At 58.6% G+C, this 25,418-nt stretch carries 21 protein-coding genes; 12 read left to right on the plus strand and 9 right to left on the minus strand.

Annotated elements, in window-relative coordinates:
- The first annotated feature begins 181 nt into the window (after nt 1–181).
- From dnaA to QCE83_RS14265, 4 genes are all read left to right on the plus strand, one after another.
- Nucleotides 182–1,756, plus strand: a complete 1,575-nt coding sequence (gene dnaA, locus QCE83_RS14250) for a chromosomal replication initiator protein DnaA (RefSeq protein WP_309811209.1) — start codon at nt 182–184, stop codon at nt 1,754–1,756.
- Nucleotides 1,757–2,030: 274 nt separating this feature from the next.
- Entirely contained in the window at nt 2,031–3,134 is a 1,104-nt protein-coding gene (dnaN, locus tag QCE83_RS14255; protein ID WP_309811212.1) for a DNA polymerase III subunit beta, read from the plus strand.
- Between the two features lie 114 nt (nt 3,135–3,248).
- Nucleotides 3,249–5,732, plus strand: coding sequence for a DNA topoisomerase (ATP-hydrolyzing) subunit B (gyrB, locus tag QCE83_RS14260; protein WP_309811217.1), 2,484 nt, complete (start codon nt 3,249–3,251; stop codon nt 5,730–5,732).
- A gap of 93 nt (nt 5,733–5,825) precedes the next feature.
- The gene (locus tag QCE83_RS14265; RefSeq protein WP_309811219.1) at nt 5,826–6,749 is read left to right on the plus strand and encodes a phosphorothioated DNA-binding restriction endonuclease; all 924 of its coding nucleotides are present in this window, start codon (nt 5,826–5,828) and stop codon (nt 6,747–6,749) included.
- Between the two features lie 9 nt (nt 6,750–6,758).
- On the opposite strand, the gene QCE83_RS14270 is transcribed toward QCE83_RS14265, so the two are convergent.
- On the minus strand, nt 6,759–7,145 hold the full coding sequence (locus QCE83_RS14270; RefSeq protein ID WP_309811220.1) for a DUF488 family protein: 387 nt from the start codon (nt 7,143–7,145) through the stop codon (nt 6,759–6,761).
- Nucleotides 7,146–7,348: 203 nt separating this feature from the next.
- Here QCE83_RS14270 and QCE83_RS14275 point away from each other — a divergent pair, with 203 nt between their 5' ends.
- Entirely contained in the window at nt 7,349–8,737 is a 1,389-nt protein-coding gene (locus QCE83_RS14275; protein WP_309811773.1) for an MFS transporter, read from the plus strand.
- A 14-nt stretch (nt 8,738–8,751) separates the two neighbouring features.
- On the opposite strand, the gene dbpA is transcribed toward QCE83_RS14275, so the two are convergent.
- Together dbpA and QCE83_RS14285 are read right to left on the minus strand one after the other, a co-directional pair.
- Nucleotides 8,752–10,134: an ATP-dependent RNA helicase DbpA gene (gene dbpA / locus QCE83_RS14280; RefSeq protein WP_309811223.1), complete on the minus strand. Its 1,383-nt coding sequence runs from the start codon at nt 10,132–10,134 to the stop codon at nt 8,752–8,754.
- 5 nt (nt 10,135–10,139) lie between these two features.
- Entirely contained in the window at nt 10,140–10,334 is a 195-nt protein-coding gene (locus QCE83_RS14285; RefSeq protein WP_309811225.1) for a hypothetical protein, read from the minus strand.
- Nucleotides 10,335–10,541: 207 nt separating this feature from the next.
- On the opposite strand from QCE83_RS14285, the gene QCE83_RS14290 reads away from it, so the two are divergent.
- From QCE83_RS14290 to QCE83_RS14300, 3 genes are all read left to right on the plus strand, one after another.
- Nucleotides 10,542–11,399 carry an AraC family transcriptional regulator gene (locus QCE83_RS14290; protein ID WP_309811775.1) on the plus strand — a complete coding sequence of 286 codons (858 nt, stop codon included), beginning with the start codon at nt 10,542–10,544 and terminating at the stop codon, nt 11,397–11,399.
- A 283-nt stretch (nt 11,400–11,682) separates the two neighbouring features.
- Nucleotides 11,683–13,032: an integrase family protein gene (locus tag QCE83_RS14295; protein WP_309811779.1), complete on the plus strand. Its 1,350-nt coding sequence runs from the start codon at nt 11,683–11,685 to the stop codon at nt 13,030–13,032.
- The gene (locus QCE83_RS14300) at nt 13,029–13,754 is read left to right on the plus strand and encodes a hypothetical protein (protein ID WP_309811227.1); all 726 of its coding nucleotides are present in this window, start codon (nt 13,029–13,031) and stop codon (nt 13,752–13,754) included. Before QCE83_RS14295 ends, QCE83_RS14300 begins: the two co-directional genes overlap by 4 nt.
- Here the strand turns inward: QCE83_RS14300 and QCE83_RS14305 are convergent.
- Nucleotides 13,751–14,869, minus strand: a complete 1,119-nt coding sequence (locus tag QCE83_RS14305; RefSeq protein WP_309811230.1) for a hypothetical protein — start codon at nt 14,867–14,869, stop codon at nt 13,751–13,753. The genes QCE83_RS14300 and QCE83_RS14305 overlap by 4 nt on opposite strands.
- A gap of 736 nt (nt 14,870–15,605) precedes the next feature.
- Between QCE83_RS14305 and QCE83_RS14310 the strand changes: the two genes are divergently transcribed.
- Nucleotides 15,606–16,727, plus strand: a complete 1,122-nt coding sequence (locus QCE83_RS14310; RefSeq protein ID WP_309811233.1) for a hypothetical protein — start codon at nt 15,606–15,608, stop codon at nt 16,725–16,727.
- A gap of 435 nt (nt 16,728–17,162) precedes the next feature.
- Here the strand turns inward: QCE83_RS14310 and QCE83_RS14315 are convergent, their stop codons facing one another.
- From QCE83_RS14315 to QCE83_RS14325, 3 genes are all read right to left on the minus strand, one after another.
- Nucleotides 17,163–18,071 carry a hypothetical protein gene (locus QCE83_RS14315; RefSeq protein WP_309811236.1) on the minus strand — a complete coding sequence of 303 codons (909 nt, stop codon included), beginning with the start codon at nt 18,069–18,071 and terminating at the stop codon, nt 17,163–17,165.
- A 511-nt stretch (nt 18,072–18,582) separates the two neighbouring features.
- Nucleotides 18,583–19,506: an ImmA/IrrE family metallo-endopeptidase gene (locus QCE83_RS14320; protein WP_309811240.1), complete on the minus strand. Its 924-nt coding sequence runs from the start codon at nt 19,504–19,506 to the stop codon at nt 18,583–18,585.
- Nucleotides 19,445–19,768 carry a helix-turn-helix transcriptional regulator gene (locus QCE83_RS14325; RefSeq protein ID WP_309811244.1) on the minus strand — a complete coding sequence of 108 codons (324 nt, stop codon included), beginning with the start codon at nt 19,766–19,768 and terminating at the stop codon, nt 19,445–19,447. The genes QCE83_RS14320 and QCE83_RS14325 overlap by 62 nt, the downstream gene beginning before the upstream one ends.
- Nucleotides 19,769–20,123: 355 nt before the next feature.
- Between QCE83_RS14325 and QCE83_RS14330 the strand changes: the two genes are divergently transcribed.
- Both QCE83_RS14330 and QCE83_RS14335 read left to right on the plus strand, forming a co-directional pair.
- Entirely contained in the window at nt 20,124–21,437 is a 1,314-nt protein-coding gene (locus QCE83_RS14330) for a nucleotidyltransferase (RefSeq protein WP_309811247.1), read from the plus strand.
- A 539-nt stretch (nt 21,438–21,976) separates the two neighbouring features.
- Nucleotides 21,977–22,741 (plus strand): hypothetical protein, encoded by a 765-nt coding sequence (locus QCE83_RS14335; RefSeq protein WP_309811250.1) that lies wholly within the window; start codon nt 21,977–21,979, stop codon nt 22,739–22,741.
- A gap of 268 nt (nt 22,742–23,009) precedes the next feature.
- On the opposite strand, the gene QCE83_RS14340 is transcribed toward QCE83_RS14335, so the two are convergent.
- Nucleotides 23,010–24,434, minus strand: coding sequence for a DUF4087 domain-containing protein (locus QCE83_RS14340; protein ID WP_309811254.1), 1,425 nt, complete (start codon nt 24,432–24,434; stop codon nt 23,010–23,012).
- Nucleotides 24,435–24,709: 275 nt separating this feature from the next.
- Between QCE83_RS14340 and QCE83_RS14345 the strand changes: the two genes are divergently transcribed.
- Complete coding sequence (locus QCE83_RS14345) at nt 24,710–25,060, plus strand: helix-turn-helix transcriptional regulator (RefSeq protein ID WP_309811257.1); 351 nt, start codon at nt 24,710–24,712, stop codon at nt 25,058–25,060.
- Nucleotides 25,061–25,062: 2 nt separating this feature from the next.
- Here the strand turns inward: QCE83_RS14345 and QCE83_RS14350 are convergent, their stop codons facing one another.
- Entirely contained in the window at nt 25,063–25,377 is a 315-nt protein-coding gene (locus QCE83_RS14350; RefSeq protein ID WP_309811262.1) for a hypothetical protein, read from the minus strand.
- Nucleotides 25,378–25,418 lie beyond the last annotated feature (41 nt).

Below are 25,418 nucleotides of genomic sequence, written 5' to 3' on the forward strand. Positions count from 1 at the left end.
AGAATCTCGCCTTACTCCCAAATATCCGCCCGCTGCTTCGGCTCGCTGTCCGCCCGCAAACCCTTGCGGCGTAAGGCTCCGGAGCACGTCTGCTCGGCTGTGCCGGGACTTGCCGTCAACGGACGAACGTTCGGCAAGCACGGCCCTCAGGTGCGCGGAGCAACCAAAACGACCGCATTCGATGAACGATTTCTGGGAACACTGTTCCGCACTGCTGGCCCGGGAACTGACGCCGCAGCAGTACGTCACGTGGATCAAGCCGCTGACCCCGGTCGAATTCGATGCCGATGCGCGCACATTGCGCATCGCCGCTCCCAATCGTTTCAAGCTCGACTGGGTGAAAAGCCAGTTCGCCGGACGCATCACCGACGTCGCGCGCGATTTCTTCAGCGCGCCCATCGACGTCCAGTTCGTCCTCGACCCGAAGGCCACCGCGCGCAACGCCATCGGCGGCGGTCCGAACGCCGCACCGCGGCCGAGCGCGCCCGCCGCGCCGCGCGCACCGGCGCCAGCTGCGGCCGTGCCGCCGGCGCCGTCGGTCGTCGCGCACGCCAACGCGGCCGCGCACATCAACGCCCTCGCTGCCGAGGCCGCGCAGCACGCGCAGGCGACGCCCGAAGACCCGGCCGACCTCGACCTTCCGAGCCTCGATGCCAACGAAGCCGCCGCGGGCCGTCGCACGTGGCGTCCGGGCGGCGCTCCGCCGGCCGGCGGTGACAACGATTCCGCCTACGAGCGTTCGAAGCTCAACCCGGTGCTGACCTTCGACAACTTCGTGACCGGCAAGGCGAACCAGCTCGCGCGCGCGGCGGCCATCCAGGTCGCGGACAATCCGGGCATCTCGTACAACCCGCTGTTCCTGTATGGCGGCGTGGGCCTCGGCAAGACGCACCTGATTCACGCGATCGGCAACCAGTTGCTGATGGACAAGGCCGGCGCCCGGATCCGCTACATCCACGCGGAGCAGTACGTTTCGGACGTCGTGAAGGCGTACCAGCGCAAGGCCTTCGATGACTTCAAGCGCTATTACCACTCGCTCGACCTGCTGCTGATCGACGATATTCAGTTCTTCTCCGGCAAGTCGCGTACGCAGGAAGAGTTCTTCTACGCGTTCGAGGCGCTGGTCGCCAACAAGGCGCAGGTCATCATCACGAGCGATACGTATCCGAAGGAAATCTCCGGCATCGACGATCGTCTGATCTCGCGCTTCGACTCCGGCCTGACGGTGGCGATCGAGCCGCCCGAGCTGGAAATGCGCGTCGCCATCTTGATGCGCAAGGCGCTGTCGGAAGGCGTGAGCCTCTCGGAGGACGTGGCGTTCTTCGTGGCCAAGCATCTGCGCTCGAACGTGCGCGAGCTCGAAGGCGCGCTGCGCAAGATCCTCGCGTACTCGAAGTTCCATGGCCGCGACATCACTATCGAACTGACCAAGGAAGCGCTTAAGGACCTGCTGACGGTGCAGAACCGCCAGATCTCGGTGGAGAACATCCAGAAGACGGTGGCCGACTTCTACAACATCAAGGTCGCCGACATGTATTCGAAAAAAAGGCCGGCTAACATTGCCCGCCCGCGCCAGATCGCGATGTATCTCGCGAAGGAACTGACGCAGAAAAGCCTGCCCGAGATCGGCGAATTGTTCGGCGGCCGCGATCACACGACGGTGCTGCACGCCGTGCGCAAGATCGGGTCCGAGCGCAGCACCGACGCGCAGTTGAACCACGAACTGCACGTGCTCGAACAGACCTTGAAGGGCTAGCGGCCGATTGACGGAGCGCTGCGGGCGTACGCGTCAGATATTGCGTGCGCGGGCCTGTTTTTTGACGAAACGGCCCCCATTTTTAGGGAGCGCTGCCGTTTTGAGGCACAATACAGGTTTCGCCGCTCATGGCCTGGGCGGCTTGGCGCAAAGCTGTCGCGAGTGACCGGCGGGGGGCCGGCAACGCGGGTTACGAGGTTGTCCGTCGGTCAGGGTGGCATACCCAGTGGTGGCGAAACCGGCGGACGGGCCGATACATCAACGAAGGAACTCTATGCAACTGGTCAAGACCGAACGAGATAATCTTCTAAGGCCGCTGCAAACCGTGAGCGGAATCGTAGAACGCCGCCACACGTTGCCGATCCTCGCCAATCTGCTGATCACCAAGAACGGCGCCGACGTGTCGTTCCTTTCGACCGACCTCGAACTCCAGATCACGACCCGCGCCGACTTCGGCGTCGGCAGCGACCAGGTCGCCACCACGGTCGCCGCGCGCAAGTTGCTGGACATCCTGCGCGCCATGCCTTCCGGTGAAGTCGTGCTCGACCTTTCGGACAAGCGCCTGACCGTGCGTTCCGGCAAGAGCCGTTTCGCGCTGCAGACCCTCGCCGCCGACGAATTCCCGACCGTCAACCAGGCTACTGACTTCGGCGCGAGCCTTTCGGTTCCGCAGAAGACGTTCCGCCAGCTGCTCGGCATGGTCTATTTCGCGATGGCCCAGCAGGACATCCGCTACTATCTGAACGGCATGTTGCTGGTGGTGGACGGCGACCAGCTGATGGCGGTCGCAACGGACGGTCACCGTCTCGCGTTCTCGTCGATGAAGATCGAAGGTTCGTTCCCGCGCCAGGAAGTCATCATTCCGCGCAAGACCATTCTCGAACTCCAGCGCCTGCTGGAAGACATCGACGACGATCTGAAGATCGACATCGCCGCCACGCAGGTGAAGTTCAGCTTCGGCCAGGTGGAACTGGTGTCGAAGCTGGTCGAGGGCAAGTTCCCGGACTTCCAGCGCGTGATTCCGAAGTCGCACAAGAACACCTTCGAAATTGGCCGTGAAGAACTCCAGCGCTCGCTGCAGCGCGCGGCCATCCTGACCTCCGACAAGTTCAAGGGCGTGCGCTGCCTCGTCGAGCCGGGCCAGCTCAAGATCATGTCCACGAACGCTGACCAGGAAGAGGCGCAGGAAGAACTGGAGATTGCGTATCAGGGCGACACCGTCGACATCGGTTTCAACGTCACGTACCTGCTCGACGTGCTCGCGAACCTGAAGGTCGACACGCTGACGGTCAGCCTCGGCGACGCCAATTCCAGCGCGCTCATCACGATTCCCGAGAACGAGGAATTCAAGTACGTGGTGATGCCGATGCGCATCTGACCCGCGCATTCACGGTGAACACTCCAAGGGGCGGCGCGCCCCTTTGGCGTTTTTAATGGTGTTCAGAAAAGTTCGAGCGGTAACCCAGGCAGTGAAGCAGAACCGGAAAATTCCATGACTGAAAACACAAATTCGCAACCCGACAACACGCCCGACAACAGCTACGGCGCCTCGTCCATTCAGATCCTCGAGGGTCTGGAGGCGGTGCGCAAGCGGCCGGGCATGTATATCGGCGATACGTCGGATGGCACCGGTCTGCATCACCTCGTTTTCGAAGTGCTGGACAACTCCATCGACGAAGCGCTCGCCGGCTATTGCGACGACATTCACGTCGTGATCCATGCGGACAATTCGATTTCGGTGACCGACAACGGCCGCGGCGTGCCGACCGGCCTGAAGCGCGACGACAAGCACGATCCGAAGCGCAGCGCCGCCGAGATCGTCATGACGGAATTGCACGCGGGCGGCAAGTTCGATCAGAACAGCTACAAGGTGTCGGGCGGCCTGCACGGCGTGGGCGTGTCGTGCGTGAACGCGCTGTCCGAATGGCTGCGCCTCACGGTGCGTCGCGACGGCAAGAAGCACTTCATGGAGTTCGCACGCGGCTTCGTGCAGAACCGCGAGATCGTCGAGGAAAACGGCGTGCAGTATTCGCCGATGCCGGTGGTCGGCGACACCGAGAACCGCGGCACCGAAGTGCATTTTCTTGCGGATGCCACGATCTTCGGCAATGTCGAGTTTCACTACGACATTCTCGCCAAGCGCATGCGCGAGCTTTCGTTCCTGAACAACGGCGTGCGGATCCGCCTGACGGATCAGCGCACGGGCAAGGAAGATGACTTTGCATTCGGCGGCGGCGTGAAGGGCTTTGTCGAGTACATCAACAAGGCGAAGCAGGTGCTGCACCCGAACGTCTTCCATGCGGTGGGCGAGCGCGAGAACGTGACCGTCGAAGTGGCGATGCAGTGGAATGACAGCTTCAACGAGAGCGTCCTCTGCTTCACCAACAACATTCCGCAGCGCGACGGCGGCACGCACCTGACCGGCCTGCGCGCGGCGATGACGCGGGTCATCAACAAGTACATCGTCGACAACGAGATCGCCAAGAAGGCCAAGGTCGAGACGACCGGCGACGACATGCGCGAAGGTCTGTCGTGCGTGCTCTCGGTGAAGGTGCCCGAGCCGAAGTTCAGCTCGCAGACCAAGGACAAGCTGGTGTCGTCCGAAGTGCGGGCGCCGGTGGAGGAAATCGTCGCGAAGGCGCTCGAGGACTATCTGCAGGAAACGCCGAACGACGCGAAGATCATCACGAGCAAGATCGTCGATGCCGCGCGCGCCCGCGATGCCGCCCGCAAGGCGCGCGAGATGACGCGCCGCAAGGGCGTGCTCGACGGCATCGGGCTGCCGGGCAAGCTGGCCGATTGCCAGGAGAAGGATCCGGCGAAGTCGGAAATTTATATCGTCGAGGGTGACTCGGCGGGCGGCTCGGCGAAGCAGGGGCGTGACCGCAAGTTCCAGGCAATCCTGCCGTTGCGCGGCAAGGTGCTGAATGTGGAGAAGGCGCGCTTCGACAAGCTGCTTTCGTCCGAGCAGATCGTGACGCTGGTGACGGCGCTGGGGTGCGGCATCGGCAAGGATGACTACAACCTGGACAAGCTGCGCTATCACCGCATCATCATCATGACCGATGCGGACGTGGACGGCGCGCACATCCGGACGCTGCTGCTGACCTTCTTCTACCGGCAGATGCCGGAGATCGTCGAGCGCGGGTTCATCTACATCGCGCAGCCGCCGCTCTACAAGATCAAGGCGGGCAAGGACGAGCGCTACATGAAGGACGCGCACGAGCTGAACCAGCACATGCTCAAGCTGGCCTTGCAGGGCTCGGAACTGATCCCGACCGAAGGCGCCGATGCCATCGCCGGCGATGCGCTTGGGGAACTGGCGCGGGCATATTTGCTGGCGCAGGCGGTGGTCGATCGGCTGAGCCGGATCTACGATTCGGCGTCGCTCGAGTCGGTGATGGATGGCGTCGTGATCGATCTGTCGTCGCAAGAGGCGGCGGAGGATTCGGCGAAGCGTCTGGAAGCGCGCTTGCGGGCGGATCCGTTGAAGCCGGAAGTGAGTGTCGAGCCGGCCTACGATCAGGTGCGCGAGCTGCGGTCGCTGCATATCAAGCGGCGTCATCATGGGAACGTGAAGGTGTCGGTGATTGATGAAGACCTTCAGTTGACGGCGGACTACAAACAGCTCGTGTCGACGGCGGATACGTTCAAGGGCTTGATCGGCGAGGGTGCGTTGATCAAGCGCGGCGAGCGGTCGATGGCTGTGACGGACTTCAAGAGCGCGATGAAGTGGTTGATTGCGGATGCTGAGAGGAATGTTTCGAAGCAGCGGTATAAGGGTTTGGGGGAGATGAATCCTGAGCAGCTGTGGGAAACGACGATGGATCCGAATGTGCGTCGCTTGTTGCGCGTGCAGATCGAGGACGCAATTGCCGCGGATGGGATCTTCACCACGCTCATGGGGGATGATGTGGAGCCGCGCCGGGCCTTCATTGAAAGCAATGCGTTGAGGGCGGGGAATATTGATGTTTGAGGGGTAGGTAGGCAGACCCTTTCCCGGTCCCACAAACCCGTGATCGCACGATGCGTCACGGGTTTTTCTTTGTCGATGAACATTGTCTGAGCCATGACCGCAATCGGCGCATCCGGAATTCTGCAAAGCTTCGAGAACCTCAATATCTGGCGACGCAATGGCGAGCGAGCGCCTCACAAGCCGCTTCTGATTCTGATGGCGCTTGCCTTGTTCCAGCAGGGCGTAAAGGACATACCTTTTCGCGAATACGAGAGTCGTCTGAGCGAGCTCTTAAGAGAATTTGCGCCTCAGCGTCGCACGCTTTATCCCGAGGCCCCCTTCGTGCGCTTGAAGAATGACGCGATCTGGGAGGTCACGCTCGGCGCGAATCGCGAGCACATCCTGCGTGAAAACGATTTAACCAAAGGGCAACTGCGAAACCTGGACGCAACCGGACATTTCTCACCCGACGTTCAGACATTCCTGCAAAGCGACCCAAAGGCAATCACGACGATTGCCCGCGTACTGCTCACCGCTCATTTCCCGGAGAGCATCCACAGCGACATTCTTGATGCCATCGGTCTTGCTCTCGATGACTCAACTGCTTCCACGAACGGAGCTGACATCGCCGAAGTGAAACGTCGCCGCGACCCCGCATTCCGCGAAGCGGTCCTCACCGCCTACCAATATCGATGCGCCCTATGCGATCTGGACTTGCGCATCGGCAACATCACGATCGGTCTCGAAGCGGCGCACATCAAATGGCATCAGGCGAGCGGCCCGGACGTCGTCGAAAACGGTATCGCGCTGTGCTGCCTGCATCACAAGCTCTTCGATATCGGCGCCTTCACGCTCGGCGATCATCGGCGCGTGCTGGTGTCCGAGAAAGCCCACGGCGGCCGAAGTTTCGAAGAGATTCTCCTCCGACACCACGGCGGCCAATTAAACGCGCCCGTGCGCACCGAACACCACCCGGCGGGAAGCTTCGCCGAGTGGCATCGAGAGCAGGTGTTCAAGGGCAGCGCGCGACCGCTCTGAAGCCCAAGCTCAAACCACCTCCGCCCCTCGTGCCGTCAACAACTCCCGCAACACCGAGCGATGACACCGCGCCTCATCCTCGCAATAGCATCCCAGCGCCATGTTCGTCTGATGCGACAGCGCGGCCAACAGATCCAGCGTCCTGCTCGCATCCGGCGCGGCCATTTCCGCCTTGAACTTCCTCACGAACGCGTGCCATTCCTTGTCGCTCTCGGCATGAAGCGCCGCGGTCACCAGGTCCTGCGTCGGTGACAGCACCGGATACCACACGTCATAGAAATCGCGTTTCGCGAATTCCGCCTTGGGCACTCCACGCGGCGGCCTCCGCACCGTGCCGATACGCAAGCCTTCATCCGCTGCGCGCGGCGTTCCCAGTCTCACGATTCGAATCGCCATCTCTCGTTCTCCCTTGGCAGGCGCCATCGCCCGAGCATACCCCCGGAAAGCCATCTGAAAGCCCCCCATCCCTGCCTCAGCGAAAACCGCCGCCATCCCGTATCGTTTCGGATTATTCCTCTTCCGCTTAATCCGGATTCAGCGCCGTGCCCACCGAAGAACGTCCTCAAGACCAAGACCTGCCCCACGATCCCGACGCCCCGATGACCCCGCTCGAACGGCGCGGCATGGCGGCGATCCTGTTGTCGGTCGCGCTCGCGACGCTCGATACGGCCATCGCCAACACCGCGCTGCCCGCCATCGCCGCCGATCTGCATACGACGCCCGCCGCGTCCGTCTGGATCATCAACGCGTATCAGCTCGCGATGGTCGCAACGCTGCTGCCGTTCGCCGCGCTCGGCGGCATTCTCGGGCATCGTCGTGTGTACCTGGGCGGGCTGGTGCTGTTCCTGATCTCGTCGGCGTTGTGCGCGTTCTCCTGGTCCCTGCCGACGCTCGTCGCCGCGCGCCTGCTGCAAGGGCTCGGCGCGAGCGCCATCATGAGCGTCAACGCCGCGCTCATCAGCGCCATCTTTCCGCCGCATCGGCTGGGGCGCGGCGTCGGGCTGAACGCGCTGGTCGTGGGCATCGCATTCGCCGTCGGGCCGACGGTCGCGTCCATCGTGCTCTCGCTCGGCACCTGGCCGTGGCTGTTCGCGGTGAATCTGCCGGTCGGCGTGTTCGCGCTGATGATCGCGTGGCCGTCGTTGCCGCAGACCAGACGTGCCGAGCACGGCTTCGATCGCGTGGCGGCCTTGCTCAACGTCATCACATTCGCGTCGCTGATCTTCGCGCTCGGCGAAGCGTCGCAGCGCGCACCGACGCAGATCGTGCTCGCATCGTTCGGCGTGACGCTGGTGGCGGGCGTGTTGCTGTTGCGCCGCGAACGCGGTCATCCCGCGCCGATGCTGCCCGTCGATCTCTTCCGCCGCCCCATGTTCGCCCTCTCGACGATGACCGCCATCTGTTCGTTCGCCGCGCAGGGGCTCGCGTTCGTGTCGTTGCCGTTTTTCTTCGAGAACGTGCTCGGCCGCAGTCAGGTCGAAACCGGATTCCTGATGACGCCGTGGTCCGCGCTGGTCGCGTTGATGGCGCCGATCGCCGGCCGTCTGTCCGACCGGCAATCGCCAGGCTTGCTGGGCGGAATCGGGCTGGCGCTGCTGTGCGTGGGGATGGTGTCGCTGGCCATGCTGCCCGCACAGCCGCACGTGCTGGAAATCTGCATCCGCATGGCCATCTGCGGTGCGGGCTTCGGGTTCTTTCAGTCGCCGAACCTGAAGGCGTTCATGTCGAGTGCGCCGCGTGAACGCAGCGGCGGCGCAAGCGGCGTGATCGCGACCTCGCGTCTGATCGGACAGGCGACGGGCGCGGCGCTCGTCGCCTTGTGCTTCAGCATTGCCGGCAAGCATGGACCGACGCTCGCGCTGTCGCTGGGCGCGGCCTTCGCGGGCGCGGGCAGTATCGCGAGCGGCCTGCGGCTGATGACGCGCAATCCCGCGAACCCGACTTCCAAGCCGGACCACGTCGCCGGCGGTCCCTCGCAGAAAGTCTGAAAGTCTGAACCCGACTACATGCGGCGCACTTTCACCTTGCGCCCCTTGAGCTTGCCGTTGCCGAGCCGGCGCACGGCGTCGTCGGCGACGTCGCGTTCGATCGCCACGTAAGTGACCATGTCCATCACGTTGATCTTGCCGATCTGCTTGCCGTCGAAGCCCGCTTCGCCGGTGAGAGCGCCGAGCACGTCGCCGGGACGGATCTTGTCCTTGCGGCCGCCGAGGATCTGAAGCGTCGCCATCGGCGGCTTGAGATGCCCGGGCTCGGCCGACGTCAGTTCGGCCAGCGGATGCCACTCCACCTCGGCGCGTTGCGCCTGTTCGATGGACCCGACGCGCCCCATCTCGTCCATGCTCGCCAGCGACAGCGCCCAGCCTTCCTGATCCGCCCGTCCCGTCCGGCCGATGCGATGCACGTGCACTTCCGGATCCGGCGTGACATCGACGTTGATGACCGCTTCGAGCTGGGCGATGTCGAGACCGCGCGCGGCGACATCGGTTGCAACCAGCACCGAGCAGCTGCGGTTGGCGAACTGCACGAGCACCTGATCGCGCTCGCGCTGTTCGAGTTCGCCGTGCAGCGTCAGCGCTTCGAAACCTTGCGCGAGGAGGACGTCGAGCAGATCGCGGCATTGCTGCTTGGTGTTGCAGAACGCGAGCGTGCTGACCGGGCGATAGTGATCCAGCAACAGGCCGACGGCATGCAGGCGTTCGTGATCGGCGACTTCATAGAAGCGCTGCTTGATCTTCGCGTTGCTGTGTTGCTCGACGAGCTTGATCTCGCGCGGATTGCGCAGGAACTGCTGGCTTAGCTTGGCGATGCCTTCCGGATAGGTCGCCGAGAACAGCAAGGTCTGGCGATCCTTCGGACATTGACGCGCGACCGATGCGATGTCGTCGAAGAAGCCCATGTCGAGCATGCGGTCGGCTTCGTCGAGCACGAGGGTGCGCACGGCATCGAGTGCGAGCGTGCCGCGCCCGAGGTGATCCATGATGCGTCCCGGCGTGCCGACGGCAATATGCGCGCCGTGTTCGAGGCTCGCGATCTGCGGGCGCATCGGCGTGCCGCCGCAGAGCGTCAGCACTTTCACGTTGTCCTCGGCGCGCGCGAGACGGCGGATTTCCTGCGTGACCTGGTCGGCGAGTTCGCGGGTCGGACAGAGCACGAGGGCTTGTACGGCGAATTGCTTCGGATCGAGCTTGGCGAGCAGCGGCAGCGTGAACGCGGCGGTCTTGCCGCTGCCGGTCTTCGCCTGCGCGATGAGGTCGTGGCCAGCAAGCGCGGGCGGCAGGCTGGCGGCCTGGATCGGCGTCATCGATTGATAGCCAAGCTGCTGCAGGTTCGCCTGCATCGCGGGCGTGAGCGGCAGGCTGCTGAATGAGGTGTCGGTGGTCATGTCGATCAGCGCTCGCCGTGGGGCGGGACGTCGCGAAGTTGTTCGTAGGAGACTTGGCCGTCGGCCGCTTCATGACGGGCGACGTAATTGCGCGCGCCGCACATGGGGCAGCGGAACAGGAGGCCTTGGCCTTCGTTCTTGATGACGACGTCCGACGGCTCCCACTGTGCTTCGCAGGACTGGTTTCGGCAGGTGAACATGTTCGATGGTTCTCGTTGTTGCATCGCGCGCGGGCGCGGTGTGCGCTCGGCGGCGTGATTGCTTCGTTCAAAGACGGAAGTGTACGCGTCTCGCGAGGCGAGGCGGGCGGCGTGGGCTTTTGGGGCGTCGTGGAAAGTCAGCAAGAAATGCTAAAGCGGGTCGTGCTACTTTTTGAGCATCGAACTGACTTGATCCCGGAGTACGGCATGGGCGAGAAGCTTTATGAGGCACGGCTCGCGCGCGTGGTGACTTATATCCACGATCATCTCGACGACGAACTCGATCTCAATCGTCTCGCCGAGGTGGCGTGCCTGTCGCCGTATCACTGGCATCGGATCTATCACGGATTCTATGGCGAGACGGCGGCGGCGACCGTGCGGCGCTTGCGATTGCATCGTGCGGCGAACGAGTTGCTGCACGGTGAGGCGCAGATCGATGCCATTGCCGCGCGGGCCGGATACAGCAGCGCGCAGGCGTTCTCGCGGGCGTTTCAGGCAAGTTACCGGATGGCGCCGGGGCAGTTCCGGAACGAGGGCGGCGCTTCGATATTCGGAGCGATCGATGGAATCCGATCGGAGGAGGGAGCGATGCAACAACATCAGGTCGATATTCGTACGCAGGAAGGATTCAGTGTCGCGGCGATCGGGCATCGGGGCGATTACATGGGCATCGGTCGCGCGTTCGAGATGCTGTTTCACTGGCTGGCGACACGCGGTCTCGTCGATCCGCGGGCAAGGTCGCTCGGGATTTACTGCGATGATCCCTCAGCGGTGCCGGCTGAGGACTTGCGGTCGATGGCATGTTGCGAGTTGTTCGAACCCGATGCGGTGAGGTTTGAGGCGCCCGTGTCGCGCGTCGAGGTTCCGGGTGGCGAGTTCGCGGTGCTCACGCATGTCGGACCGTATGCGCAGCTTTGTTTTGCGTATCAGTGGCTGTATGGGGAGTGGCTGCCGAAGTCGGGCAGGGAAACCGGCGATGCGCCGGTGTTCGAGGTGTATCTCAATGACCCGAGAGAGACCGCGCCGGCGGACCTGGTGACGGAGATCTGGGTGGCGGTGAGGTAGGTGATTCGACAGATCCCGCAAAGCAAAAAGCCCAGTCACGAGGACTGGGCTTTTGCATGAATCGGGTGGTGGGGCGTGAGTGACTCGAACACTCGACCTACGGATTAAGAGTCCGAGCGACTTGCCATGGATTGAGATGGATCGAGATTGACCGGTATGGATAAGTAATTGAAAAATAACAATAAATGTGGGATTCGCCACATTTGGCATATTGACTGGATTTGACCCGGTGCCCTAGGATTTGCCTACACCATGCCTACACGACTTCAAGTGAGCAAATCAAATTTTCACAGCGGCGCGCATCCTGGCCTTTTCATGCGAGTCGGATAAGAAACAGTCTTTCTTCTGGGATGCGAAAACATCGGGACTCGGACTGCGCGTGACGCCGGGCGGCGCGCGTTCGTACGTATTCGAATCGAGACTGTTCGGCAACACAATTCGGCTGACAATCGGCGACGCCTACGCATGGGATCTTGGAAGAGCACGCACGGAAGCAGCGCGACTGAAGACCTTGATTGACGACGGAAAAGATCCACGAGAAGTTCGCGCGGAGCAGCAGGCTGCCCACGAAGCGCGTCGAGTAGAGGCACGTCGACGCGACGTCACGGTTGGTGAGGCGTGGGACGAATACGTCGCCAGCCGCAAATCTTTCTGGAGCGAGCGTCATCATCGAGATCACTTGCAGCATGCGGATGTAGGCGGAGTCAAGAAGAAGCGTGGAGAAGGAGTCACGCGCCCGGGTCCGCTAGCCGAGCTTCGGCCGGTCAAGCTAGACGAACTTACGAGCAGCCTGATTGCTGAATGGATGATGGCGCAGTCGAAGGAGCGACCGACTATGTCGGCGTTGTCGTTCAGGCTTCTTCGTGGGTTTATTCGCTGGTCGGCGGATACCGCTGCCTATCAGGGTATCGTTCCAGTCGATGTCTACAAGGCTCGGAGCGTGAAAGATTCCGTCCCGCGCGTGAGAGCCAAGGATGGGGACTCGTTGCAGCGCGAGCAGTTGGCGGTCTGGTTCAAAAATGTTCGCCGGATCGGAAACCCTGTCATCAGCGCTTATCTGCAGGGCCTATTAATCACTGGTGCACGCCGTGAAGAGCTGGCGGCGATCCGCTGGGATGATGTCGATTTTCGGTGGCGCAGCCTAACGCTCGACGACAAGGTCGAAGGAACTGGCGGGCGAACAATTCCCCTCACGCCATATCTCGCGTCGCTGTTGCTCGACCTGAAAAAGCGCAGCGAGATCCCGCGGACCCGCCGTCAAACCGGCCGACTGATGGCGAAGGGAAAGACGCTTTCGCCACCCCAATGGGTGTTCGCTAGCAACAAATCCGCGGACGGGAAGATTGCAGAGCCTCGCATCGCTCATAACGAAGCACTGCGTTTAGCTCAGCTTCCGCACATTACGTTGCATGGTCTGCGTCGGTCATTCGGGACCCTGTCTGAGTGGGTAGAAGTACCCGTTGGTGTAGTTGCGCAAATTCAGGGACACAAACCGTCTGCTATTGCCGAAAAGCACTATCGTCGTCGTCCATTGGATCTGCTCCGGATGTGGCACGACAAAATCGAATTCTGGATGCTAATGCAAGCAAGAATTGACTTCCAAGACACGCAAGACTCCACGGAATTGGCATGAATAGTCCACTTACTGCTCGGGATCGTGTCGCAGCAAGCCTGCAGTTGCGTTACGCGGTTACACCGTATCTGCAACTGCCGACCTGGACACCGATCATGGCGTCATTGTTGATGAGTGGGATTCATCCGTCGCAGTCATGCGCTGAGATACCGCACGGCGGAGTTGGACTGGACGGCGCTGTGTTTCAGAGTGGCGGCAACGAGCGATTCCATGACGCGAGACAGCTTTTGAAAGCTTGGCATCAGTCGGTCGAAGATGGAATCGCCCCTCCGGCCGAAAGCCTCGAACCGTTCAAATATCTCGTGTGGTGTGAAGAGCAGATCGTGGAGGAGGGGCTGCGGGTCGACCGGAAGTGGGTCGACTTTCTAATGGAAGTTTATTACGGTCCTACGCCGCAGCCGACAACTCTAATGTCGCCAGATGTAGCGGAATATTCGAGAAGCGTAGAAAGTGGCGCGCTCGCGTTGATCGAAAATTTGCGAGTCATTCCAATTTCGCAAGGGCGAGATCAAACACCGACCCGTTATGGCGTGGCAGAACGAGATTTCCTGACAACCCAAGAATTTGCAGATGGCGTCGGAGTTAAGCCGCAGACAATTCTAAAACGTTATTCTGAGACCGGAAGCTTTTACGGAGTAACTCCCATGCCATCGGAACTACGGACTCACGCCTGGCCACTTGATGCAGTCAAGCGGGTTATCAAAGATCGTAAGAAAAACTAAAATAAATCGCCGAGACTACTTGGCGGCTTTCGCTGCGTCGGAAAGTAGCGGCGCGAATCGCCGGGCGTTCGGGCTTGAGCGTAAAACTCCGATTCCATAGTCATAATGCAACGGAGTAGCAGAGTTTCAACAAATTCATCTGTGCCATAATTTTCAAATTCAATGGTCGCGCAGTCGAGACGCCAGTTAAGGCATCGCATGGTGATTCCTGAGACAAGCCTCTCCCTAGTTCTGAGATATTCCTCCATGGTACAGTTTTCGAGAAATACGTAAGTCTCAAGCCAATACCCTATGCGACCGTTTCTGCGCAGATGAATAAAGCGTCCCGACAGCATGGATGATGGGATTTCTTGGTTAATGATCTTCGTGATTGCTTTTCTAGCGCTGGTTATCTTGTCGTAGCTGATCCCGGTAGTTTTTTCAACCAGTAGGCGATCAAATTGCGGTACGCTTGCGGCGCGCTCAAGTTTCAGGTGGATAACCTTTGATAGAGTCCTTCGTGTGCAATGCGCCGATGATTTCATAAAAGATGTTCTTGTCTTCTCGGCTGCTCGTTCAAATTTCGCTACGTCAGTTTGTAGTTTTTCATTAGCGATTACGCAAGCAAATCTTCGGAAAAAACCATCCAGTACATTGCAGAGATGTGCGATGTCAATCTCAGAATTTTCAATATGCGAAGAAAACTTCTGAAAATCCGCGTTAGCAGCGAGTTGGACATCTGTCGAGTGCACATCGCTCGCATAACGCAATTTGCTCGCTTCGCGGAGATACAGAAGAATATAGGGATGAAATTTGTCTCCGGGATAAGCCCTTTCTACCTCTTCAGCATACCGGAGCCCTTTGGTTGAAAATAGGTATCTAGCCGCACCTGCCGCTTCCGAGGCAACTACCGTTTTTTGTGTTGTCTCCTGAACCTTGAGATGTACATACACGTCATTTGCAGGGTGACTGTTTCTTAACAATCTGCAAATGCGAACAACATCTCGCATGAATCCAATGAACGGATGACGGAAATGATAGCCGGGCAACATATGTGGTTTCTGATCAGCGGTTTCCCAAGCCCGATCAACCCAGTAATCGTCCGGAAGTCCATGAGCCAGTTCGTCTGCGCTCATTCGCAACATCTTCACTTTTCGTGATTTTCTCAACGCGATTTTCCAGATCTCGTGGAACGACAGATCCGCGCAAATGCCTGCTTCTGCGCGGAGGAAGTAAGCCAGCTTCCGACTAGATTAGCAGTTAGATCCGAAAATAGTTAGTTCCGAAACGGACGTAAGTTAGTTCCAATCGGTACGGGTTAAGCTCCCTGACACCACTGGCACCGCCGCGTCCACGCGTTCTCAGTCAGCGCACGTCGAAAAATCTGCCAAGACCGGATCGCGGTTGCTCTTATATTTGTGAGTGCCGTCGGTACAGACATGTCCTAGCTCGCTAAGATGACTGATCTGTCAGTAGAAGGCGCGGAAATTGTCAAGAGCTCAACGTGAAGGATGTTCTGCTTTGAGCTATCCCGTCAGGACATTTCTCTGCAATGAGTTGCTTGGCAAACCGCAGTTACGCTGCGGAAAACTCCCGGGATTGGTCGGGTAGAGGTCATCACTTCCTCAGACGAATTTGAGTTGCTGCGATACATGCTCATTATTAAGATAGTGTTTTTGACTTTAAGTATAAGAATAGATGCTGTATCCATTGAGGAAGCATCTATTCTTATATATGCATGAAAGAGAGTAGTGGTGATTAGCACAATGTAAGACAAGCAGTGTCTGTTGATGGTGTCTTACGATGAGAGATTGGGAAGTACTGAAAACTGAGTTGCTCTGTAGATCATCTGAACTCACTACGGAGCGTACGATGCTATCTGATTTGCCGAATCTCCTACCGCCATACAAGCTGCACGGAAAGTATTATTGGGCCGTCGGCGATCAAACCGAATTGTGGGACGCGCTTCGTCGTTTCACGCGAAGCACTCTGAAGACGGACCATTTGCCTTTTTCAATAACGAAGTCAGGCGCCCCGATAAAAACGGCGTGGGAGTCAGAAGAGTACGATCACTTGGCTAACTTCTTTTTGGTCTTCGACATCTGGATGGATTTATACCAACCGGGGTGTCGGTATTCTCCAGATGTCGAGCTGTTCTTCTCTTACGTGGCGACTTCAAAGATCGGTGAGATCCGGCGCGTAACTGCTTTAGGGAAAAATAATATTGATGACGCAACCCGTCAGGCACCGCTTTACAATGAACTGATTCAAGCTATCCGTTTTAAAGCGCGGGAAGGTCGTTTGTCTAGAAAGCTTGCGACGCTTCGCGCAACGGTACCTGAACAAGAACGGTCGATTGAGTGCTATCTAAGAGCATTGAGTAGTCGGTATAAAGTTCTTCGATTTAACCGACTGGATCACTTTTACGAGAAATCACCTTTTGATGTCGCTGATGGACTGGAGCGCCTTCCCTGGGGGGGAAAAAGCCGCGAAATCATCCGGCAAAACAATTTCAACGAGAACTGGATTGATCAGCCCGAGACGCGAGGCAGGATTGACGTGAAAACGATTATCGGCCATCGAAACGCTTTCTTCGGAACGCGCGATCGTGAAGAAGCGTACCTCGGTTATCTAAGCAAAGTCGAGCGAGGTGGCAGTCACGGTGCATTTCACATGCACACTCTGCTCATTTACGACGGATCAAGAGTTCGGGACAATCAACTTGAAGCACTCGCGGATTTAGACGCTAGATTGTGGGGCGAGATTACTGGAGGAACAGGCTTAAGCTACAACTGCAAAAGCCGTAGAGACATCGGGTATCTCATGCAGACTAATCGTTGGGCGCTCGATCCACTTAACGAAGGGGATGAGCTGGCGCTAACTCGGCTGGTTGAATACTGCCGCTATTTTTCCGACGACAAAGGGCAGATGCCGCTCGTAAAGCCGAGCCAAAAGTCGAATTTGATGACCAAGGGACACTTTCCGAAACGGTGAACCGGATGGTTGGTATTTCCAAAACGCGAACTGCATACGGTCGCGCGATACGAACTTGCGAGCCTACCGGTGTGATCACCGCCTCTGAGTGGGGGCGGAAGCAACGTTAGGGACGGTTTTGACTGGGGGCGCATTGGCGGGAAAAATAATTGCACCGCCGGTGTTTCATTTTTCGCATTGACCGACGGTTCACGCTCGATGATCATCAAAGCAACTTCCTCGGATGCGGACAGCATTCGATTCGCGGCCCCTCCCGTCTTGGTGGGGCTTTTATGCTTTTATCATCATCACCGATCTAAATTCGCGACGCCCGGCAAAGGTTGCGCCTGCAACTGCATGCTGAATTTTTCCTCTCGAGCGGCCGACGATACCGCCTTGACGACGAGAAATTACGATGTGCATCTAACGTACGGCGGCAAGCGGTTTTGCAAAGCTTCAGGTCGCTGACGCGTCACTCAAGGGTGAGAAAGTCACTTCGAGCGTGCGGGTTGATTGTGTCGACGTTTGAATTGCGCCCCCGGCACCGAATTTTGCATTCACGACTTTGCGCTCTAGGTTCGCGCTGATCTCAAAGCGCGTCGTTCGGACTGTCGATGCTTCGAGCCGTACCTTCGCGGTCTTGCATCCGCCGACCTCACGAAGATTTACGATTTGTTCCCACTCCGGCTCAAAAGCGAGCCACGAATAGTCCTCTCTGTTGAGGCGATCGCCGCGCTTCCACGATTTTCCCTCAAGTTCGATCACTTCCTCCTCTGACGTAGCCGATTCGCTTCGCTTCCGTGCCTCGGCATCAAAGCTGGCGGAAAACGCCGGGTGGTCAACCTTCGCACTCGCCTTCCCCGATTGCTCGGACTTGTCGGACCTCTCGACGATGCTTGACACACGTGTTGCACCTAGGTCGACAAGGATTCGCATAAGCTCCGCCTTGCGCTCGTTGTACAGGGTGTCGGCGAACCGGTCGAGCGGCAGAAAGCGGTTCATCTTACTAGCGTTTGACTTCGCAAGCGGATGACGTTGATATACGTGCTGCGGCTGCGGGTGCCCCGGCTCAAACGCAAAACCTTTCGCTGTCGCCTCGTCCTCAGTCACTGCGTGATTACGATAGAAAGTGATGTCCCGCTCGTCCGGTGTCGAATTTCCAGATGATTTTGGCGGTCTGCTGAACCTGTCGTATGCCGATTTCGCAAGTAATACACCGAGGCCAACTGCTGGAACAAAAGTGCCGACTGCCAGAGCCGCGCCTGTCGTGCTTTTCCAACCGGAGCCACCAGCGTTTGGTGCGGTGGTGGCGGATCCGACCGGCTGCTCTCCGGGACTCTTGATGTAGATAAGATCTTGACTCATGCAGACCGTCGAGTATTAGATTCAATGACTGTATAACGGCACTGGACGAACCTCGCTTGAGGGCGAGAAAGGCATGTCTGGTTTGGGTGACACACGGTATCGGCGTGGAATAGATTGGCTGGAACGAAATTGTGAAGCGTGACGCGCTGCACGTAAATCTGCGCTATTTGTCTAAAGCAGAGCAATACCTGCTGATCCGAGAAGATGAGAGAGTTCGGACATTTGGGGTTGGAAGAATTCCAAAACGATCGAAGTCTGGTCGACCGAGGGCTAAGAACCCCAACCTCTAGCCGTATGAATCTTGAGTCTCCCAACAAGACGTGAGATTGTCTTGTTGGGCGATTCAGCGACTATCAAGGGCGTGAGGCGCCGAGCGGTAGTCAGTCCGCAAGGTGCGTATAGCTATGGCGAGAGCCTATGGTTAGTGCGGGGCGCCTCATATATACCGGTGCGACGAGATGGCCGCGGGAGAAGTTGACCACTGCTCGCTCACTATAACGAACGCCTTCACTCAAAAGCTGGGTGCTCCCGTCAGTGGGACGAGCAGTTCGTCCTCACCAGCGTCCCGCGCTGGCCGGTCGAGCATCAGCAGCGAAATGCTCATGTCATAACGATCCGATACGACCGCCATCTCGCGAGTCTTTGAGTCGGGGAACCAGACCCCACGTTCATGCTCAATTCCCTTTCGTGCGTCGACGTCAAAAATCCCCGAACGCGGCTGCATGGCCAGAGATTGCATAGGCAACTCCATGCCTTCGTGCAAATGGCTGAAGCCAGATTTCTTCGCGCTCGTGCTTCCCTTCCACCAGTGAAGCATGCCCTCTCGGGCGAAAACGATGATCGCGGAGTGCTCGGTGAAGTCGATCCACTTTAGAATGGCCGCAGTCAGAGAGACACCATACCGGGCGGCGCATTCACCGAGAACGTCAAGGGTGATGTGCTTTCCCGTTACCTGGTCTCGAAAATCATCAATCGGCATGAGCAGATACGAGGCGAACAGATCTGCCTCGCGTTCGATGGCCTTTGCCGCCAGTCCAAGCGTCGCGCTCTGGGAGCATCTGAATGCATCGTTACGCGTGCGATGCAGCACATAATGGCCGAACTCGTGGCCTATCGTAAAGTTCGCGCGGCCGGGGGCGTCTTCATTCGGGGCGTGTAGGATCACCCATTCCTCCCTTTTGGGGAGCCAGAAAAGGCCGCCCTCGAAGCCGTCAAGATCTTGGGCTAGAACTTCACCGATAGGGCGAGCCGGCGACACCTGCCGTGACCATTCAATGGCTAGTTCGCCAGCTCGGATCGGGAACACCAAGCCATTTACAGCCCGCCAAAGCTGCACTAGCTTCATTGCTTCGCGCTGCGGCGATAGAGGCTGATCAATCACGTTTTCGGTCGAGAACTTCGAGGATGTCCTGGAGCTGCTTTTTAACTGGCTCATCCAGTTGTTCGTATTTTCGAAAAAACGCTTCGTCGGCAACCTTTCTGGTTGGCTCGGTTTGCGTGTCGTCCAGCAGATACGCAGAAGTGACGCCGAGCGCTCGCGCGATCGCGTCGATTCTGTCGGCCGACGGGCGTGCTTTCTCTTTGTTCTCCAGCTCCCAGATCGATGATTTGGAGGCGCTAACCTGAAGGGCCAACTGATCGAGCGTGAGCCCTTGCCGTTTCCGCAATGTGCGAATCTTTTCGCCTAGAGTTGGCATGATGTTCGGAATTTCGATAAAAAAAATACTTGACTTCGATGATTCTGAAGTCCAGTATTTTCATTGTCGGACTTCCGAACCGAAAAGGCAAGAAGGCCGAACACCATTTCGCGTGCGTGTCCGGTGGTCGGACTCGGCGCGAAGCTCTTGAGGAGAAGGAGAGCATCATGCCGAAAGCACTAAAATCGGGGACGCCGGCACCGTCCTCCGGGCTGTACCGCAATAACGTCACTCGCACCGAAGTGACGGGGACGATAGGCTGTCCGCTGCCGCCTACGCCCGAGCTTCATCAGAACTACCCCCTGGTTGATCCCGCGAAACATAAGCGCTAATTCGAGAGCGGGAGGACGCCGGAATGAAAACACCAACACTCACTACCAGCCTTTTGGGCGGCGGCAGCGATGAAGGCCGCGGAGCGACGTCGCAGGTGCCGCAACGGCGACCTGCCTTTTCGTACCGTGCCGCAACGCAGTTTTTTCACCTCGCCGATACTATCGCGCGCTCGCACGAGCCCACGTTGACGCAACTTCTGGCGCTTGAGTCTTCCTACATCAGCACCGCGGAGTATCTTGCCGATAGTGACGAGTTCGCCGGTCTGACGACGAACATTCACTGCCATGGCTCGAGGGCACTGGGGACGTTGCTCAGGCCTTCCGACGAATCGCGTGATGGCTTTGATATCGATCTCGCCGCCCGGCTCGATCAGCGCGCCATGTCGAGATACGGTGGAGACGGCGGCCCCGGATTGCTGATCAACCACCTGCATGCCGTCCTCTCACGCTATGCGAGCGCGCACAGTCTGAAGATCAAGCGCTGGGAACGGTGCGTCACGCTTGAATATTCAAGCGGCATGTTCGCCGACATCACGGCGGTTGTCGACGATCCGCTATCTTGGGCCCCGTACGGCGATACGCATGGCCGTGTCCCAGATCGCCAGTTGCGGACGTACGAACCCACGAATCCGCGCGGGTTGACCCGCAGCTTTGCGCGCGCAGCAGCGATTGCGCCGGTCTTCACTGCCGTCGAGCTTCTGACATTCGCGGCCGATTCCGTTCGCAAGTCCATTTCCCCCCTTCCGAAGGCCGATGAGGTTTTCGAGCGATTGCTGAGCCGCCTCGTACAACTGCTCAAACTACATCGGAACGTAGCGTTCGGGAAGGCGAGCGGTCACAAGGATTTCGCTCCCTCGTCCGTGTTCATCACCACCCTCGCTGCGGCGGCGTACGTTGACCTGGCTCCGAAACCACATTCCACGCCGCTGGATCTTCTGCTTGATATCGTCGAGGCGATGCCGCGATATTTCACGCGGGAGCGCGATTTCGGCGGCAGGGAAGTCTGGTACCTCCAGAACCCGTCGTCGCCTTACGACAACCTCGCAAGCGGCATGAACACACGTGAGCGCCAAGCGGCATTCGACGAGTGGCATACCCGAATTTGTCGGGACCTGCGCAAACTCCTTGACGCGATTGAAGCAAACGCGGGCTTGGATGCCGTCGTTCGTATAGTGGGCGCTGTTTTCGGGGAGCGGGCGGAGGCGGAGATTCTCAAGGACGATCGGGCGCGTAGGGAAGCGGACCGGAAAGCGGGGCGCGTGGCTATCATCGGCGCCGGCGCGGCCCCATCTTCCGTCATCGCCAGGTCGAAGCCGCACACCTTCCACGGTGATTGAATGCGCCGCGTCACGCCACCACCGACTCTTGCTGCACGGGCGCTGGATCTTGAGTCGTTTCGATTGCCTGACAGTTCATTTACCTTGTGTTCCGGCAAGGAGCTGCGCTTTGTGTTCGTGGTCTCCCCCGGACCATATGCGCGCAGATACCGATGCCTTCTTCGGTTGAAGGCCGGACGCAAGGTGCCCGAACTCTTGGTACTGGAACCCGACCTGAGTGCTCTCGCAAACGGCAAGCGCCCGCCGCATACCTACTTACACGACGGTCCGGGCACAAAACTCTGCCTGTGGTGGCCGAAGGCGCGTGAATGGTCTACGGGTATGAAGTTGTCTGAGACGTACATTCCGTGGGCCGTCGAGTGGCTGGGTTATTTTGAGGAATGGCTGGCGACGGGAAAATGGACGGGCGGCGGTGAGCATCCACCATCGGCTCCCCGTCGACGGTATGGCATCGGACGAACGGCCGCTTGAGGACCTTCCGGTGGGGCATAGCCAAGCATGATTTGCTGGTGTTATTGAACGCTTTCTTTGAAACAAAAATGTCTAACGCAGACCCGATACGAAAACGCTACTTCGATGACCTCGAGCTTGCCGATACCGCAACAGACTGGCTGTTTTACGTCGGCGCGGTCTTGTCGGTTCTGTCGCTGCTGCTCAACAAGAGCGTGTACCCGAGAATCTACGATTGGGTTCAGGTCGGGTTTCTGATTGATGCCATCGTCCTGTTTGTCCTAAGTCAGGTTTCCCGGTTGTATCTGACGCCCCGGGCTGAGGATAAACGTCGTCAAGACTTTTTCGGACGCGCGTTCGATGTCAGTCTTAGTCACGAAGTGACCGATGGCTACTACAACAACGATGCCCGTGATCCGAACAGGAAGCTCGCCGCACAGTTGCTCGAAAATAGCCTATTCAGCAAAACCATCGCTCTGTCTATGGCACGGGTCGAGCGCATCAAACTTCTCATATATGCAGTGCTTTGGCTCACCTGTGTAATTAATCGCCAGTCCGATCTCGGCGTGATTCTGGCAGCGTCGCAGGTGGTCTTCAGCGAGCAACTGGTATCACGGTGGTTGCGACTCGAGTGGTTGAGGATGCGATTCGAGAAGACATACGACGACGTGTATCGACTGTTTCAATCTCGTCCCGCTGCCTCGACGTTTGCTGCGATGGCTCTCGATTCACTGACGTCGTATGAAGCGGCGAAATCCACGGCTGGGATCACGCTTTCGTCAGAGACGTTCGATAAATTGAACCCGTTGATTTCGAAGGAGTGGACGTCGATCAAGGCGCTGCTTAAGCTTTGACGGCTCGGTCAGGAGAGCGCGTCGCGCGTGCCGAGCACTCGCATCTCAACGAAATCACGGCGCACGTGGCCGGATCAGTTTGCAGTGCAAATCGACAGGCTTGCATAAGCGTATGTCTGTTGCACTCCGGAACTAGTCATTGAAGGCTATGGATCCTCGAACGGCGGTCCGGGTCGAGGGGAGACATCCATGTCGCGCGCCCGATCTTACTTGATGATACGCGTGCAAGGATGTATGCAATTGGCTCCGGATGTGAATGTACACTTCACTACTGCCTTAGATGAGCGTCCGCCTCGCATTTCGAGTTTGGAATGATTTCGCCGCCAAAGATTTGCGTGACGCGTTTGCTCTGCTTGTCTACGGCGACCGACAGACATCCACAACTGTCGCCTTTATCCGTGGCCGGCATCCGGTCGAAGCCTGCCGCAAGCCCGTCAGCACTCGAAATCGCCCAGGTGCCGTCGCGATCTTGCAGCGTAAGCTCACCGCCTGGAAGGCTATTTTCTATCCATCCACAGCGCTTCTCTTGGGCAGCCTGAGTCGACGAGCGAGTGGGCGCTGCTACCGGAGTTGACGCCTCGGTTCCACCACTGCCGCCGTTGGTACTGGCACTCGCGACAACTGGCGGCTGGTTTTGGTCTGTGTTGACCGATTGAAGGTAAGCCGTAGCGGCATCGCTGCCATCCGCCACGGCAGCGAGAACCGAACTACCGTTGTCTTTGGTCGCCTCGCCTGTGCCGGTGACGTGGGCTTTGCATTGCACGACCAACTGCTTTTCTTCGTCGGAAGTGAGATATGTCCGACCGTGTTCTTTCGCGACCGAATACGCAGTGCGGTGCACGCAGTCAACGACCTGACGCCCGAACCGGTTCATGCGGTCAATGTCGTCCTGGTTCTGGATGACATCGTAGGTGTACTTTGCATCGACATGAATATCGTATCTATACTCGTCGTTCGCAAACGATGCGGGCTTCGTTCCGGTGAATTTCCCGTTATCGTAAGTACCCTTGGTGACAAGCGGCTCTTCATCAGGACGACTGGACTGGCTATAGAAATCGCCGTTCAACATGCCCTGGCGATAATTCGCCGCGTAGGTGAGATCGCCTGTTTTCGGATCCCAGATTTTCGTTTCCCCGTCCAGCTTGCCCTCGTCCCAGTGTACCGTGCGAAGTGTCTTGCCAGTCGAACCGAGCAACTGCTTCACTTCGCCATCCGGCTGGCCACGCTTGAAGTGAGCAGACACGAGGATAGTCTTGCCATCCGTGGCGTAGATTGTCATGTCTCCGGCGAGCGCGGCTTCGTCGAACGACGCTTGCAGACGCACGGTGTCCGAACGGGCCGTCCTGCAAACGGCATCCCCATCGAGTTGTCCTGCGTCGACCTTCACGTCGCACAGCGTGCCGTACATAACCAACCTGCTCCCGTCCTGCAGCGCCGACAGCATGAGATCCAGTCCCTGCTGCGAATTGAACGCGGTGCCGTAAGGTACGTTCGTGATTTTCCCTGAGAACGGCGAGTTCGCGTCCGCAGCGTAGATCTTCCCGTTGACGATCTGGGCATTTCTGTAATCAAGGGTGTGGCTGGCGCATCCGGCGAGGCCGGTCACGATCGCACATGCCGCGATCAGCAGCCTTTTATTGACGCTTTCAAGTGAAAAAAAAGAACGGAGCAACCGGGGAGCGATGTATTTCATGATTCTGCCTTGCGAAGATCGACGGTGTTCTAGACCGCTGCTCTGGAACACCTGTGTGAAGCCGATCAGGGATTTTTCTGAATACCAAATTTAGCCGGAGCGATCCGACCTCGTGACGGATGACGTGAATTAATTGCCCCGCCGTGCGTACAAGAAGCGCGTGCCACTCAAAGCAGTGATAACGGCAAACATCCTTAAAAGTTGAATATCAACCTGTTAGACCCTTCATTCGAGAGGGTTGATCGCCAACCATCGCGGTTGATAAAGGAGGATGCATGCCCGATACGGACATGGACCGACTTGCAGGCGCGGTGGGGCGGGCAATTGCGAGGAACCGGTTGGCGGCCGGGCTCACCCAGGAGCAGGTCGCGGAAGCTTTGGGAATTGGGAACGAAGCCGTCTCGCGCATCGAGCGCGGGCTTGTGATGCCGAACGTCGCGCGTCTGATGGAACTGGCCGACACGTTCGGCTGCGACATTGCGGATCTGCTGACCGAGGTCAGCGCCCGTCCCGGTGATCAGGCCAAACATCTCGCGCGGATGCTGTCGAAGGTCGCGAGTCGTGACCGCGAGATGATCGTGGAGATGGTCGAGCGTCTGACGACCCGGCTGGCCAGACGCTCCTGATATCAGGACGGAGAACGGTCCGGCTCGTCACGCAATGACAGAACGGTCGCGGAGCGGTCGTCGAGCGTGACGATTTCAAAGACCGCTCCGGTCGGTAACGCGTATCGGGAATGGATACGCAGATTGAGCAGTAACGCAAGTTCGTTGAGCAGCGCGTCGGAACTCCGGACGTCCCCCCAGTCGCCGTGCAGATGGCGTGCGAGCAGCAGCACGTCGGGAACTTCAGCAAGTTGGAGTGCGGCGATCGCAGCGCGAGTGACGTGCGGACGACCCGCGAGAAAGCGTGGCCGCTCGTGCGGTAAGTAGGTTTGAGCCATGATGAATTCGGATTTGAAGGTTTTGTAGTGATGGCATGCGC

Origin of the sequence: Caballeronia sp. LZ034LL, from assembly GCF_031451215.1 — a bacterium.
GTDB lineage: Bacteria > Pseudomonadota > Gammaproteobacteria > Burkholderiales > Burkholderiaceae > Caballeronia.

Excerpts from the sequence above, each read along its gene's own strand:
- QCE83_RS14310 (WP_309811233.1), top strand. The coding sequence starts at position 15,606 with ATGCTATCTGATTTGCCGAATCTCCTACCGCCATACAAGCTGCACGGA.
- QCE83_RS14270 (WP_309811220.1), bottom strand. The coding sequence starts at position 7,145 with ATGGCGATTCGAATCGTGAGACTGGGAACGCCGCGCGCAGCGGATGAA.
- QCE83_RS14285 (WP_309811225.1), bottom strand. The coding sequence starts at position 10,334 with ATGTTCACCTGCCGAAACCAGTCCTGCGAAGCACAGTGGGAGCCGTCG.
- QCE83_RS14265 (WP_309811219.1), top strand. The coding sequence starts at position 5,826 with ATGACCGCAATCGGCGCATCCGGAATTCTGCAAAGCTTCGAGAACCTC.
- QCE83_RS14300 (WP_309811227.1), top strand. The coding sequence starts at position 13,029 with ATGAATAGTCCACTTACTGCTCGGGATCGTGTCGCAGCAAGCCTGCAG.
- QCE83_RS14315 (WP_309811236.1), bottom strand. The coding sequence starts at position 18,071 with ATGAGTCAAGATCTTATCTACATCAAGAGTCCCGGAGAGCAGCCGGTC.
- QCE83_RS14290 (WP_309811775.1), top strand. The coding sequence starts at position 10,542 with ATGGGCGAGAAGCTTTATGAGGCACGGCTCGCGCGCGTGGTGACTTAT.
- dnaA (WP_309811209.1), top strand. The coding sequence starts at position 182 with ATGAACGATTTCTGGGAACACTGTTCCGCACTGCTGGCCCGGGAACTG.
- QCE83_RS14340 (WP_309811254.1), bottom strand. The coding sequence starts at position 24,434 with ATGAAATACATCGCTCCCCGGTTGCTCCGTTCTTTTTTTTCACTTGAA.
- QCE83_RS14305 (WP_309811230.1), bottom strand. The coding sequence starts at position 14,869 with ATGAGCGCAGACGAACTGGCTCATGGACTTCCGGACGATTACTGGGTT.
- dbpA (WP_309811223.1), bottom strand. The coding sequence starts at position 10,134 with ATGACCACCGACACCTCATTCAGCAGCCTGCCGCTCACGCCCGCGATG.
- QCE83_RS14335 (WP_309811250.1), top strand. The coding sequence starts at position 21,977 with ATGTCTAACGCAGACCCGATACGAAAACGCTACTTCGATGACCTCGAG.
- QCE83_RS14330 (WP_309811247.1), top strand. The coding sequence starts at position 20,124 with ATGAAAACACCAACACTCACTACCAGCCTTTTGGGCGGCGGCAGCGAT.
- gyrB (WP_309811217.1), top strand. The coding sequence starts at position 3,249 with ATGACTGAAAACACAAATTCGCAACCCGACAACACGCCCGACAACAGC.
- QCE83_RS14320 (WP_309811240.1), bottom strand. The coding sequence starts at position 19,506 with ATGAGCCAGTTAAAAAGCAGCTCCAGGACATCCTCGAAGTTCTCGACC.
- QCE83_RS14345 (WP_309811257.1), top strand. The coding sequence starts at position 24,710 with ATGCCCGATACGGACATGGACCGACTTGCAGGCGCGGTGGGGCGGGCA.
- QCE83_RS14275 (WP_309811773.1), top strand. The coding sequence starts at position 7,349 with ATGACCCCGCTCGAACGGCGCGGCATGGCGGCGATCCTGTTGTCGGTC.
- dnaN (WP_309811212.1), top strand. The coding sequence starts at position 2,031 with ATGCAACTGGTCAAGACCGAACGAGATAATCTTCTAAGGCCGCTGCAA.
- QCE83_RS14325 (WP_309811244.1), bottom strand. The coding sequence starts at position 19,768 with ATGCCAACTCTAGGCGAAAAGATTCGCACATTGCGGAAACGGCAAGGG.
- QCE83_RS14350 (WP_309811262.1), bottom strand. The coding sequence starts at position 25,377 with ATGGCTCAAACCTACTTACCGCACGAGCGGCCACGCTTTCTCGCGGGT.